Raw genomic sequence first — 12,601 nt, 5'->3', positions numbered from 1 at the left:
TTTTCCCTCTTTGGGTTTAGACTTTGATCGCCTACCGGGCTCCACCTTCGAGGACATGAGCATCTGCGGGAGCCCATGAGGCGAGCACACGCTCGCCTTCGGTGAGAGGCGTGGCGCGAAAGCTCTGCTCGGATATGAGAGCGGCCAGTTCGCTGCCGCGGTCGTCGACGAGCTGGATTGAGAAGCTGGTTCCAGCGTATTCAACGGTTCTGACCGTGACTTCGCGACGCGTTGCATCCGCCGAGCCATCTCGTCGCAGCATCGTCCGGTCTATTCTGACTGCAATCGCACGGTCTCCGAGATCAATGACGTTATGAGCCCCGATGAACCGCGCCACAAAGGCTGTTCTCGGGCGGGTGAACAGATCCTCGGCCGTGCCCTTCTGCTCGATCTTACCGGAATTCATCAGAACCACGAGGTCCGAGAGCGCCAAGGCCTCATCCTGGCTGTGCGTTACATGCACGAAAGTGATGCCCAGGCTTTTCTGCAGTCGCTTGAGTTCACCTCGGACGCGCAGGCGAAGAAATGGATCAAGCGCCGAGAGCGGCTCGTCGAGAAGAAGGACGGATGGGCGCATGATCAAGGCGCGCGCAAGCGCAACGCGTTGCTGTTGCCCGCCTGAAAGCTGTGAAGGACGCCGTTCAGCGTAGGTCCCAAGATCAACGATCTTAAGCATCTCCTGCGCCTTGATGAGGCGCTCGACCTTCGGCACACCTTTCATTCTGAGGGCGAAGGCGACGTTCTCGACCACTGTGAGATGTGGGAAGAGGGCGTAGCTTTGGAACATCATTGCCGTTCCGCGCTTGGCTGGCGGCATCAGGGTGATGTTCGCATTGTCGAGGAGGATGTCGCCCGAGGTAACCGCCTCATGCCCAGCTAGCATGCGCAGGCTTGTGGTCTTCCCGCATCCCGATGGGCCTAGCAGGCAGCAGTACGTCGCAGCGGGTATCCTAAGGTCGATACCGGCAACCGCAACAGAGGCTCCATATGCCTTTACCGTTTGAACGAATTCAACTTTGCCACGGCTGGCCTTTTGAACCATTGATACCTCGGGCGCCGCCATAATCCAGCATCAAGTGTATAGCTTTCTCTGTTGTTACTTAGCCAGTTCGTTGCAGGTTCAATTGCAGTCTTCCAATGACTAAAGAATAGGCATCCGCCTATACGTTTCGCACTACGATGGTCATCAATGGATGGCGGAGTCCTCAGCAGAGTCTCACCCGGCGCTACGCTGACGACGCCGATGCTCTCGAAGCTCAAGGAGCATGCCGCATCAGGCGTCAGCCCGACATGCAGTCATTTGTGGCACTTCCAGACCCACCTGAAGTCCGCTTGAAACTCGAACCCATGCATGTGGCTGTCTGTCGACGACAGACAGCTGAGTGGGCTTGAGGGGATGGCCAACCGACACAAGCCGCCCGCTAGGAGCGCGGTAGGATGGGGCACGGCTCGGAACAGTCGAGCCTAAAACGAAACGCTCCAGCCGAGAGAGGTTCGCTTTAACTCTCAGCCGGAGCGCCGTAACTCCCGTAAAGCACCTACTTGAGCCACGTCTCATAGGCTAGAGCTGTTTCCACTGGTGTGGAATCACCTCTCTTCTTGGCTGTGCCGCATTTTTGACGGCGAGCCGGATCCACTTCGCCGAAAAATGCTCTAAAGTCTTGTGCCGGGAGGCTGCCATCGCGCGGACGGAGCGATCCGCGTTGCCGTCGATGCCGTGGATTTCTCGCATGGCAAACAGGATTGGGGTTCTGATCAGAGCCCCAAAGCCGCTGGAGCCGCCCCCCACAGCCACAGGGGCTTGTTGGGCAGCCGTGGCGTCCGCTCGCCTGAGCTGATCGGGACGATGATGGATGTCATTCCACCATAGACGACAACGTAGTCTTGCTGCCTGAGATCGCGCTCGGCCTTGTTCAGGGTGTCGAGCCAGGGCCGGAGAAAGTTCAGCATGCTAGTACTACAGCCGGGTTTGTGCGTTGTCTTAGACACGGAGGTGTCGCGCCATGACGCACGCAAGCGAGGCCCACCGCTGGGCCGCTCGGTTGGACGATCTCTGCACCCGGATTGCTCCCCGGTTTGGCCGCATCGAGCCGCGCCGACGGGCCAGAGCCTACCTGCAGGGCCTGCTATCGCCGCTCGAGCGTAAGAATGGCTGGCACCTGGCGGAAGCCGCCGGCGACATGACGCCAGATGGCGTGCAGGATTTCCTCGCCCGCATGCACTGGGATGCCAATGCGGTGCGTGACGACCTGCAGGCCTATGTGGTCGAGCACCTGGGCGATCCCGACGCTGTGCTCGTGCTCGACGAGACCGGCTTTGTGAAGAAGGGCGACAAGTCGGCCGGCGTCAAACGCCAGTACTCCGGCACCGCCGGCCGCATCGAGAACTGCCAGATTGGGGTGTTTCTCGCCTATGCCAGCCGGCATGGCCATACCCTGATTGACCGGGCGCTGTACCTGCCCGAGACCTGGGCCTTCGATGCCGCACGCCGTGCGGAAGCAGGCGTTCCGGAGAGTGTGAGCTTCACCACCAAGCCGAAGCTCGGACAGGCGATGTTGAAGCGCGCGTTCGAGGTCGGCGTGCCCTGCCGGTGGGTGGTGGGCGACTGCGTGTACGGCGCCGACCATCAGACGCGGCGCCTGATCGAGGCGCATGGGCGCGGCTACGTGCTGGCGGTGACCTCGGCCCAGCGGCTCGGGTTCAAGCCTGTCGAGGATTGGCTCGAGGACGTGCCGGCCAGAGGCTGGCAGCGTCTGAGTGCAGGCGATGGCGCCAAGGGGCCGCGGCTGTATGACTGGGCCTATCTGCCGTATCGCACGCCGCCGGTGCCGGGCTGGAAGACCGGCTTGCTGATCCGGCGCAAGAAGGGCCGGCCGCATCAGTTCACGTTCTATCTCACCCGCTCGCCCGAGGAGACGGCGCTGGCCGCGTTGGTGCGGATTGCGGGTCAGCGCTGGCGGATCGAGAGCTGCTTTGAGGAGGCCAAAGGCGAGACCGGACTGGACGAGTACGAGGTGCGCTCGTGGACGGGCTGGCACCGGCACATCACCTTATCCATGTTGGCCCACGCTTATCTCACGATCGTGCGTCAGCACGCCATCGGGGGGAGAAGCCCCCGTCGTGCAGGCCGCAGGGCTGCTGCCGTTCACCGTGCCCGAAGTGCGGCGGCTGCTCTGGCATCTGGTGTGGGAGCGGCCGCCTTCGGCTGAGGCGGTCGAGCACTGGTCCGTCTGGCGACGGCGGCATCAGCAGCGCGCTCGCGAATGTCACTGGCGCCAACGCACCCGCCGCCGACGTAAATCCCGGCTGTAGTACTAGAGCAACGGCCGTTTTGACGGAGTCGCAAAGGGGCGCCTGGTTCCTGATTTTGCCACCCTAAAGTCCCGATCTCAATCCCATTGAACAGGCCTCCTCCCAGATCAAATCGCACCTGCGCCGGGTCGATGCCCGAACGCTCGACGCGCTTTGGCGGGCCATCGGCGACATCTCCGATCTCGTCGAGCCCGAGGCATGCCGTAACTACTTCACTGCCGCCGGATATGGATTCGTCTGAATGCCCGTTGCTCTAGCCTCAGAACTGGAGTGTTCCCTCGGCTAAGCAAGAAGTGTGCCTCAATGCCCGAAAAGGCCTGCCGCTAGCGCGGGATAGCAGCGTTGGGAGGATGGCTGATCGATCTCGTTCCACAGGCACGGCTCACCCGGATCGAGGAGCCGTGCCAGCTTGACCACGAGCGGTCAGCGTTGGGTTTGATCCCGGGTCCGATCCGAGCCCTGCGGATTCCGGCCCTGGTTCTGCTGATCCTGCTGCTTCCGGTCCTGGCCGCTCTGGTTCTGCTGATCCCGGGCTTGGCCCTGGTTCTTCTGATTCGAACCCTGTGGGTTCCGGCCCTGGTTGTTCTGGCTCTGCTGGTTCCGATCCTGGCCCTGATTGCCTTGGTCTTGCTGACGGTTCGCCATGGCGCATCTCCTATCGGCAACGCCTCTGCAACGCAGCAGATGCGTCGCCCGCGGACCTTCGCGCCGAAGCAACCGACAATCAAGCCTAAATTTTCATCGGTCCCTTGCGGCTCGTGCAAGCGATTCGGAGCCCGGCGCGACGACTGCAATACTTCAGCTTACACCGACAGCAAGAGACTCCCTTACAGTTTAGCTTGCTGTTTTCTTGCGCCCATTTTGCTCCGAGAGAGCCAAACCCCAAGATGCAGACGCTTGTTGCATGACAGGATCAGGCTCGGCATTCTCTGACGGCTGGTGGAACAGATGAGGGCCGTCCATGACGTACTGCGTCGGTGTTCTGGTAGAGCAGGGCCTGGTGCTGATCGCTGATACCCGCACCAATGCAGGGCTCGATGACATCTCCACCTACCGCAAGCTCACGACCATCGCCGTGCCAGGCGAGCGCGTTCTGGTCCTCGCCAGTGCCGGCAACCTGTCCCTGTCCCAGTCTGTCTTGGGGCTTTTGACCGAAGGGCTCCGCCATGAGGAGACCGGCGAGGCCGAGACGCTGCAAACTGTGCCAACCCTGTTTCAGGCCGCCCTGTTGATCGGCCGAGCCATTCGGCAAGTCCGGACAATGGAGCAGGCAGCCCTGGAGCAGGCGAACCTGAGGTTCGATGTGACGTTCCTGTTCGGCGGGCAGATCACGGGCGGGCCGATGGAGCTCTACCTCGTCTACTCAGCCGGCAATTTCATCCGTTGCGGGCCGGACGCTCCCTACCTTCAGATCGGCGAGCACAAGTACGGCAAGCCCATTCTGGATCGGGCCGTTCGCTACAACACGGGTCTGTATGAGGCCCTGAAGATCAGCCTGATCTCGATGGATTCGACCATGCGCTCGAACATCGGAGTCGGGCTTCCCATCGATCTGGCGATTGCCCGGCGCGATGCGTTCGCCTTCGACGTGCTCCACCGGATCGAGCCGGGCGAGCCTTACTTCCATGACTTGAGCGAGCGCTGGTCCGCCGCCTTGCGCGCCGCCCACAAAAGCATTCCACGCCCGCCCTATGGACGCGAGCCGTCATGAGTGCAGATTGCTGGTGACATTCTGCTTCGGCGCTGCTTCCCGAAGCAGATTGTGCTCATCCGCTCGGCTTTGTGCCGAAAGATCGATCAAGCCGGCCTGATCGGCCTTGATGTGTCGTCTTGCCGACAGACAAGCTACCTATATTCCTGCCACTATCCAATCTGCAGGACAGCAGTCATGGAGGCGGGGGTGAGCGACCAGCCCGAGAGCCATTTGATCAGCAACCGGAGCAGCGCAGGTCCCGCTGAATCTGTTGAGGATCATCCCCTGGTGCGATCGTTGCGTTCCATTCTTCGGGAGATTGATGACGAATACGAGCGAGAGCGCGAGTCCTTGCGCAGAACTCTGCCCGATACCAGTGTAAAGGACCGGACGCTGGCGATGCTCAAGGCCAGGCACCTACAGCGGCGGGAGAACTACGTCATGGAACTGTCGGCGCTCCTGGGCGGCCGAGCATGACGGCAGCCATCATCAGATTGCCCGATCCGGAAGTCTGCCGGTTCTCCACCATGGAAGCTACCGTGTTGCGGCGCCTGGGCGAGGGAGCCGGCATCGACACGATGGCACGCGAGCTTGGCCTGGCGACACCGCTCGTCCAGGAGTATGTGAAATCGGTTCTGAAGAAAGTGCATGAGAGAGCTGACCAGCAGCGCCCTTGATCGATCTCCTCATCCATCTCATTTCGCTCGTATGACTTTCAGCCGAGGCACAGGTCAATCGCGGGATGCGCGCCCGTGTGTCTTCCCGGGTACAGCCACCGTGCAGCAGATGAGGCATTCTCAATGTGTCCAGGAGTGGAGGGCTGGGGCTGTCTTCTCCCTCTGGAACTCAGCGCCTCTGCTCACGCGGGGCGCTTCTCTTTGTCGAGGGCCTTGCGTGGCTTACGCACTCCGGGAATGCGGCCCCGATCCGGTGGGCCGTGGCGGTAGATCCGCATCGACGCGGTTGTCGTGCAGACCCGCTGGTTCTGCTCATCCCGCACCTCGATGACGACATCGCTGGTGTCGCCCTTCGCCAAGCGGTTCGTCCCGATCTCAGCCGCCGATCGGGCCGCTGCCTGCACGGCCGCATCGAGATTGTCGAATTCGGCGCCCTCGTCATCGCGCACAGGTGGCATTCCGCTCTGGACATCGAAACAGTAGCGGACCATGGCACCTTCTCCTGTCGGCCAGCCCCTCTTCTGTCTTGATCTTCAACCGCTATCCCGTATGGGTGCGCCCGAGCGTCCTGGCCAAGGGTACTGTCTTAAAAGCCCTCAGCCAGGGCATCAGCGGAGAGGAAGCTCTCCAACCACCCCGACGCCATTGACCAACGGCACCAGAGTCTCTGTTCGAGCTGATACGCCACGCGCCCGGAACCCGCATCTTGCCGGAGCCATGGTAAACAATGTGTATGCGAAGGACTCCACCACTGTCCTTCGGCGTCTGATTTCGATTTTCGCCGACTTCGGCGCAATTTCGCCAGGAGATCGGAACGTCCAAGCGATCCTTTGGCACGTCTGCCACTCACCTTCACTCACAATTCCGGTGAACGTCGGCTGCGACAATTGTGCATCGCACAAATCGCCTTTTTCCTCGTTAGCTTGTCAGGTGCCGGGGAGAGGGCCATGGGTCACAAGAATAGCACTCCTGCCGCGTGGAGCCTGCGGCGCACACGCTATGATCCTCCTGGTCTCGATGAGGCCATCGCGGCGGCGCAGGGCCTGACAGACCAGGTCGATAGTCAGATTGCCATCGCGGCACAGTTGATTGGCCTGCCAGAAGATGAGGTCCGAGGCCGCGTGCTGATGGTGCAGGCGCAGACTAGGCAAAGTCGGCCGGAGATTGCCCGAGGACGGCAGCCTGAGATCGTGGTTGTCAAACGGCGTAGTCCACGCGGGCCTTCAGCGTCTTCGTAACGGAACCTTTACGCCAGCTTGCTATCGCTTGAGACATCCGACGAGAGCGCGAGCACACGAAAGAGCGCACACCAACACGCAGGCTGCAGAGGAAGCGCCAGAGGGCACCGGACGCATTCAGAGGAGCCATGACATGGTCTTGTACACGCTTTGCAAGCTGGCCTCCCTTGGTCAACTGTCGCTGCCACTGGTTATCGAGCGTCATCTGGGTTGGATCCGCCATCAGCTTGCACCCACAGATGAAGAGCGCGATGCGGCGCATCTCGCATCAGCGGCAGACATCCATGAGCTGGAGTTCCGAATCCGGGAACTTGATCGTCCGGATCGGCCAAGACGCGGATCGTTTCACCATTTCTGATCCGTGCCCCAAGTCATCCGGTAACGATCCAGACTTGTTCGTGCTCGAGCTTTATACACCACCCGCTTCAGCGTGGAGCGCGTGATGCAATCTGCCTTCGTGGTTGGTCAGCTTGTCCGCGTCAGAGGGACAGGACGTCTGTTCGAGGTGGTGAGCATCCTTCCTGTCACAGAAGATGGCATGCTCCTGTCCGTGGTCAGAAGAGAGCAAGGGGCGGAACGGATTACACGGCACCATGAGCTTGTACGAGCATAAGCTGACCACAGGGGCGTAAATAAACACTCGACTTAGGACCTCAGTGGAGGAGAGCCGCAGTATGACTGGTTGAGGTTGATGCGTCTCACCTCTGTCAGCAATCCCGTGTGATCCTTGCAGCGTATCTCAGGATTGTGCAGAGGTGGTTTGGCGACAGCAACTGCGGGCGCAACAGGTCAACCCCACCTGCAGCCGTCAGTATAGTCGCACCAAGTATCTGTCGACCAACACAGAAGGAGTGCCGCAACGGCATACTTCAGGTCAACCCGCCGGCCGGGCTGTTTCGCAGCGGCGGCCGACGGAGACGATGAGTTCAGTCATTAGGCAGCCCGGCTGACCCGCGCAGCGGCCTTCTCGGCCCGTAAGGTCATGGTGCGTGCGGCTTCGTCGGCCATCTGAAGCGTGAGTTCCGCAAAGCGCCGGCTGTTCTCAACCGTCTGCTCAACATTGTCCCGCAGCAGCGAGCTGTGCACCTCGACGAGATCCATCATCGACCGGCATCGGGCGAGGGCGTGCATGCCGTCCAAATTCCGCTGCAGGCGCTTTTGTCCGCGATCCGCTACTTCGCGTGAAACCTCTTGCAATCCACGCACCAAGGCCGTGCCGGACTGGGCCACAGCCCGCAGGTTGTCCGCCGCCTCTTCGCTCAACCCCAGAGCAACACCGTCGGAGCGGTCGACCGTCAGCAAACTACGGTCAGTCGAGCGGCGCGTCAGTTCGGAGAATGCGCTGAGGCTGGTCTCCACGGCCTCTTGCATGGCCTGCACCATGGTCTGGGCGCTTTCAACGTTAGACCGCAGCGTGTCTGCCACGTCCTCCGTGACCCGCTGCACGGCTTCACCCTGCTCGCGGGCACGGCGCGCTTCGAACCGTTTGGTATCGTCCATATTCGCCATTTCATCCTCCACCGTCTCAGCTATGGCGTTAGCTTCCTCATCGCTCAGCACCTCGAGCACGGCCGGAAGCAGTTCCCTCCTGTCGTCACGGATGTGCTGCTGGAACAGTGTCCGCAACTCCGTCACCTGGCTGATAAACTCAGCACTGTTTTTGGGCAGGCGCTCCAGCTCGGCCAAGAGTGCATTCGTTTCTTCGTTGGCGGTAAGAGCCTCCTGCAGGAGATCCAGACGTCCATGCCGGCGCAGGACCGGAAAGAGGTGCTCTTCCTGAAGGGCCGCGAGGAGGTCCAACTCCTGCTTCAACTCGGCCAACAGCCGCTCGCGGCTTCTGATCGCATTGCTGGATGTGGCGAGCAGCTTCTCGAAGAGCTCGTTCGCCTTGTCCGGGGGTACTCGGCTGACTCGTCCATTCGTCGTCATAATCCCTCGCATGTTAAGGAAGAGACGGTCGCAAGCACTGCAGCTTGGACCACATCCTGTGACACTGATATGTCGACAGAACCAATAGCGTGACGCAGAACTCAGGATCGGCGCGGCACTACGGCATGGCCGCCTTGGTCATCTGGCGTTATCGTACTACTGGGGTTCGAGGGCGTGCGTCCCTAATCAGTGGCCGCTCTTACAGGGCGAGCCATTCTTGGCCTTGTTGATGCAGGACAAGTCCGCGAGGCCGCTTGAGGTTCCAGGCCCTGTCAGCCTTTAGCTGGCTTACACACTGCAGCTACGTCGGAGCTGATGCATCATCGGATGTCCCGGGAAGAAAGGCACCCGATGGGGGCTTGAGAGCTGATGAATGCTGTCACAATCACCAAGAAGATCAGTGAGACCATTTGCTTGGCACAATGCTCAAAATTGAGGCTCCACATGCCGATATTGAGAGCCTTCCAGGATAATCCTTTTCCACTGCCAGTTCGTTCCTGACGCATAGTGTTCCAGCTGAGGGGGTGAGCTTGGGCCGCAACCGTTGTGAGGTAGTCATAGTGTCGGTGTTGAGCGAGCTCATTCCTTTGCTTGGTGCAGTCTGCGTCTTCATCGCGATTTGCTTCCTGGAAGAAGCCACTTAGGACAAGCTAAGGCGAGATCAGCCAGTCGCTTGTGACCGTTGTGGAATGCGGTAGACGGGAGAAGCAAAGCATGCCTGCTGGAGAACAGTACAAAATCTGCAGGGACGGTGAGGCGTCATCGGCCTGCGTGAGAGGGGCCGAGGATGAGGTCCCGTGGCAAGCGCTGATCGACGTGCTCGTCGACCTCGACCTGGAATATGAGCTCGAGCGGGCGGCCCTCAGCCGAAGCTCGCTCGGCGCGACGCTGAAGGCTCGGTTGCTTATAAGGCTCAAGGAGCAGTACCGCATCAGGCGACAGCCGTATATGCAGCAACTCGCGGCGCTCTGAGATCTTATCTGGATTCGGCCCGGAGTGTGAACTTCGTTGCATCGACGCCGGCAAGTTCGTCCAAGATGCAAGCGAACCAGCTAACGAAGCATCGGTACACTAGGAGATTGTGCCCTCGGCTCTTTCTGCTCTCCCGAAGACGATGGGAGCGTACGATGTCCGATCACGTCTACAAAATCGTTGAACTGATGGGCTCGTCGACGAGCAGCATCGAGGATGCGATCCAAACCGCCATCAAGCGGGCGGACCAGACCCTACGAAACCTGCGCTGGTTTGAGGTGGTGCAAACCCGTGGGCACGTGGAGAATGGCATGGTTTACCAATATCAGGTTGTGCTCAAGGTCGGCTTCACGCTGGAAGGCGAAGGGCCATAGGAGGTGAGACGAGCCGACTTCTGCGCTCACGAAGGCGATGGTACTCGGCAGGGTTTTATTCCGTCTCAAACAGCACGAAAGACGGACGCCGTACCTCCAACGCAACTCGTTCGTCCGCTGTGCGCCTAGGGGCACTCCTCAGCGATTCCCCTGAGGAGCAGGCGGTTGACCGCCTGGACGACCTGCTCGTGCTCCTTCTCCGAAAATGGGCTGAGGTCATGCATCTCAAGGCTGTTCAGGCCTTCGATGGCCAGCCAACCCAGCAGCGCCGCGTCCAGATCATCCGACGTCGCTTTCAAGTCCTCCAGGGTCGCCTGAATGACTTCACGCACCGGATCTAGCAGGTGCGGGCTCTCGGCCGAGGCGGCCAGCATGCCATTGGCGACCTTCTTCGTCCTGCCCTGACGCAGCTTGAGCAGTGCCGCCGTGCACAGGCGCGCTTCGAGGTTGCGCCCGGGCGCGGCCTGAACGCGGAGTGCCTCCCGCTCCGCCGCAACCTCATCGACAAGGCGCTGGACCATGCCTTGGAGCAGCGCGTCCTTGGTGGAAAAGTTGTAGAGAAGCCCACCCTTGCTGAGACCAGCTCTTTCGGCCACGGTGTCCAGCGTCAGCCGTCCCGACCCGATCTCGCTCACCAGCTCCGCAGCCGCGTCGAGAATCCTCTCGCGGGAGCTCTTTCGGCCTTGAACACGTCCCGACATCGCTATCCTTGCGCTCAACCCATCCAGACGAGGTGCATTCGCCATGTCAGCGTCCAGCCTTTCAGCGTCACGGTGAGTGCGTGACCAGCCGCTAGAGGTCTCGGCGGGGTTCTGTCATGATAGCGAGGTCAGGTTGAAGAGGAACAGATTGGAATGTATTCTCGTTCATGCGCAGGCTAACCTTGGCAACGTGAGACATTGCACTGCTGAAATGTGATGCGCTGTTGGAACCGGATCGGCCATTCCGGGTTTACGGCTGGGCAGTATGCCGTTCTCAGCCATCCATTGCTCCTCACCTGACCGTTTGAATCGTACCCTGATGAAGCGACTTGTCTCTCAATGGCCACAGGCCATCGATCTTTGGCTGTCGGCCACGGCGGCTTCAGCAGCGATTGCCGTCATCACTCTGTGCGCCCAGCTGCCGTAGCAAGGCTCCTCGGCAGCCTCGCCGTGCGCTGACCTCTGTAATCCGACGTGTTATCAATCAAGCTGTGGATAGCTCACGCCGGCACGGAACTCGTCTGAGCCCTGATCGGGTTGCCCCTCTGGCCCTCTTCCGGATGTCAGAGCCATGCCTGAGATCAGCGAACCGTCCCCGCAAACTCGCACCACCCTGTTCAAGCTGCAGGCGCGGCAATGCCGCTTCATCGTCTCGGACGAGCAGACCAAAGCGATCTTCTGCGGCAGTGAGACTCAGGCAGGTTCAAGCTGGTGCCCATGGCACCGGCGCTTGGTCTACACCAAGCCCCTCACAACTGTCTTGGGAGCTGGAAGACGCCCTGCGTGAGAACCAGCGATTGCGATCTCATAACAAGGCCAGTGTTGCAGAGATCTTCCGTGATGGCTGGGCCATCTTCAGCCATACAAACTTCCCGTCATTCATTCGTTACGACATATCTATCATAACCCGTTCGCCAATCTGCCCGTTGATTATGCGTTACGCGCATGAGCACGTTGTTGAAATTTCATACTAAGAATGGCCGCATTTTGGTAACAGTCTTTCGAACCGTCGCTTCTCTACCCTGCGGCGTCGTTCCCTTCAGAGGGAGATGTCCTCTGCACCTCAGGTCGCTGGCAACAGCGGCCTTTTTCTTAAGTGAACGATCGGCACTAAGGAATCCTCATGCTGGGCAGGACCATCACCCGGGCTGATCTGACAGAGGCGGTTTCTAATAAAGTCGGACTTTCGCGGGCAGAGTCGGCGGATCTGGTCGAGCAGGTTCTTGCGGAGATGAGCGCAGCTCTTGTTACCGGCGAGGGTGTGAAACTGTCAGGCTTTGGCGTCTTCACCGTTCGCCACAAGACCGAGCGCGTGGGCCGCAATCCCAAGACAGGGACCGTGGTGCCCATCGAGCCCCGCCGGTCGCTGACCTTCAGCGCATCGCATCTTCTCAAGGCCCGCATCAACGGCAGCGTGCCGGAGCCCCGCTCAAGGCGGCGGCGTAGAGGACCGCTTGTGTCGGCTCAAGCGGCCATGGAATGAGACCCATGCCTGATTTCTACCGGATTAAGCGCCTCCCTCCTTATGTGTTCGAGCAGGTCAACCGCATCAAGGCCGCGGCCCGCGCCAACGGGGCGGACATCATCGACCTCGGGATGGGCAATCCGGACCTTCAGGCTCCCCAGCACGTGATCGACAAGCTCGTCGAGACCGTGGGCAAGCCGCGCACCGACCGCTACTCGGCGTCGAAGGGCATCGGCGGCC

The 12,601-nt window shown here is 60.5% G+C and carries 15 protein-coding genes and 1 pseudogene; 10 read left to right on the top strand and 6 right to left on the bottom strand.

Annotation, left to right across the window (positions count from 1 at the left end):
- Positions 1 to 31 precede the first annotated feature (31 nt).
- Positions 32 to 1,042 carry an ABC transporter ATP-binding protein gene (locus OCW50_RS24800; RefSeq protein WP_262299362.1) on the bottom strand — a complete coding sequence of 337 codons (1,011 nt, stop codon included), beginning with the start codon at positions 1,040 to 1,042 and terminating at the stop codon, positions 32 to 34.
- 713 nt (positions 1,043 to 1,755) lie between these two features.
- Positions 1,756 to 1,950, bottom strand: coding sequence for a hypothetical protein (locus tag OCW50_RS24795; RefSeq protein WP_262299361.1), 195 nt, complete (start codon positions 1,948 to 1,950; stop codon positions 1,756 to 1,758).
- Positions 1,951 to 2,003: 53 nt separating this feature from the next.
- Between OCW50_RS24795 and OCW50_RS24790 the strand changes: the two genes are divergently transcribed.
- Complete coding sequence (locus OCW50_RS24790; RefSeq protein ID WP_373371504.1) at positions 2,004 to 3,209, top strand: IS701 family transposase; 1,206 nt, start codon at positions 2,004 to 2,006, stop codon at positions 3,207 to 3,209.
- A gap of 526 nt (positions 3,210 to 3,735) precedes the next feature.
- Here OCW50_RS24790 and OCW50_RS24785 read toward each other — a convergent pair.
- Positions 3,736 to 3,957, bottom strand: coding sequence for a hypothetical protein (locus OCW50_RS24785; protein ID WP_262299360.1), 222 nt, complete (start codon positions 3,955 to 3,957; stop codon positions 3,736 to 3,738).
- A 316-nt stretch (positions 3,958 to 4,273) separates the two neighbouring features.
- On the opposite strand from OCW50_RS24785, the gene OCW50_RS24780 reads away from it, so the two are divergent.
- From OCW50_RS24780 to OCW50_RS24770, 3 genes are all read left to right on the top strand, one after another.
- The gene (locus OCW50_RS24780; protein WP_262299359.1) at positions 4,274 to 5,023 is read left to right on the top strand and encodes a proteasome-type protease; all 750 of its coding nucleotides are present in this window, start codon (positions 4,274 to 4,276) and stop codon (positions 5,021 to 5,023) included.
- Positions 5,024 to 5,212: 189 nt separating this feature from the next.
- Complete coding sequence (locus tag OCW50_RS24775; protein WP_262299358.1) at positions 5,213 to 5,482, top strand: hypothetical protein; 270 nt, start codon at positions 5,213 to 5,215, stop codon at positions 5,480 to 5,482.
- Positions 5,479 to 5,682 carry a helix-turn-helix domain-containing protein gene (locus OCW50_RS24770; RefSeq protein ID WP_262299357.1) on the top strand — a complete coding sequence of 68 codons (204 nt, stop codon included), beginning with the start codon at positions 5,479 to 5,481 and terminating at the stop codon, positions 5,680 to 5,682. The genes OCW50_RS24775 and OCW50_RS24770 overlap by 4 nt, the downstream gene beginning before the upstream one ends.
- A 182-nt stretch (positions 5,683 to 5,864) precedes the next feature.
- On the opposite strand, the gene OCW50_RS24765 is transcribed toward OCW50_RS24770, so the two are convergent.
- Complete coding sequence (locus OCW50_RS24765; protein ID WP_262299356.1) at positions 5,865 to 6,173, bottom strand: DUF6894 family protein; 309 nt, start codon at positions 6,171 to 6,173, stop codon at positions 5,865 to 5,867.
- Between the two features lie 880 nt (positions 6,174 to 7,053).
- Here OCW50_RS24765 and OCW50_RS24760 point away from each other — a divergent pair.
- Complete coding sequence (locus OCW50_RS24760; RefSeq protein WP_262299355.1) at positions 7,054 to 7,278, top strand: DUF3563 family protein; 225 nt, start codon at positions 7,054 to 7,056, stop codon at positions 7,276 to 7,278.
- 575 nt (positions 7,279 to 7,853) lie between these two features.
- Here OCW50_RS24760 and OCW50_RS24755 read toward each other — a convergent pair.
- Complete coding sequence (locus OCW50_RS24755) at positions 7,854 to 8,849, bottom strand: phasin family protein (RefSeq protein ID WP_262299354.1); 996 nt, start codon at positions 8,847 to 8,849, stop codon at positions 7,854 to 7,856.
- A gap of 714 nt (positions 8,850 to 9,563) precedes the next feature.
- On the opposite strand from OCW50_RS24755, the gene OCW50_RS24750 reads away from it, so the two are divergent.
- Together OCW50_RS24750 and OCW50_RS24745 are read left to right on the top strand one after the other, a co-directional pair.
- Positions 9,564 to 9,821, top strand: coding sequence for a hypothetical protein (locus OCW50_RS24750; protein WP_262299353.1), 258 nt, complete (start codon positions 9,564 to 9,566; stop codon positions 9,819 to 9,821).
- Between the two features lie 155 nt (positions 9,822 to 9,976).
- The gene (locus OCW50_RS24745; RefSeq protein WP_262299352.1) at positions 9,977 to 10,195 is read left to right on the top strand and encodes a dodecin; all 219 of its coding nucleotides are present in this window, start codon (positions 9,977 to 9,979) and stop codon (positions 10,193 to 10,195) included.
- 125 nt (positions 10,196 to 10,320) lie between these two features.
- On the opposite strand, the gene OCW50_RS24740 is transcribed toward OCW50_RS24745, so the two are convergent.
- The gene (locus OCW50_RS24740; RefSeq protein ID WP_262299351.1) at positions 10,321 to 10,896 is read right to left on the bottom strand and encodes a TetR/AcrR family transcriptional regulator; all 576 of its coding nucleotides are present in this window, start codon (positions 10,894 to 10,896) and stop codon (positions 10,321 to 10,323) included.
- Positions 10,897 to 11,467: 571 nt separating this feature from the next.
- Here OCW50_RS24740 and OCW50_RS33450 point away from each other — a divergent pair.
- The 3 genes and pseudogenes from OCW50_RS33450 to OCW50_RS24730 all read left to right on the top strand — a co-directional run.
- Positions 11,468 to 11,683, top strand: a complete 216-nt coding sequence (locus tag OCW50_RS33450; protein ID WP_373371503.1) for a GcrA family cell cycle regulator — start codon at positions 11,468 to 11,470, stop codon at positions 11,681 to 11,683.
- A gap of 336 nt (positions 11,684 to 12,019) precedes the next feature.
- Positions 12,020 to 12,379, top strand: a complete 360-nt coding sequence (locus OCW50_RS24735; RefSeq protein WP_262299350.1) for an integration host factor subunit alpha — start codon at positions 12,020 to 12,022, stop codon at positions 12,377 to 12,379.
- Between the two features lie 5 nt (positions 12,380 to 12,384).
- Positions 12,385 to 12,601: pseudogene (locus OCW50_RS24730) on the top strand (aminotransferase); the annotation flags it as partial.

Origin of the sequence: Microvirga sesbaniae, from assembly GCF_025460805.1 — a bacterium.
GTDB lineage: Bacteria > Pseudomonadota > Alphaproteobacteria > Rhizobiales > Beijerinckiaceae > Microvirga > Microvirga sesbaniae.
This window is presented reverse-complemented; position numbering and strand designations above follow the sequence as displayed.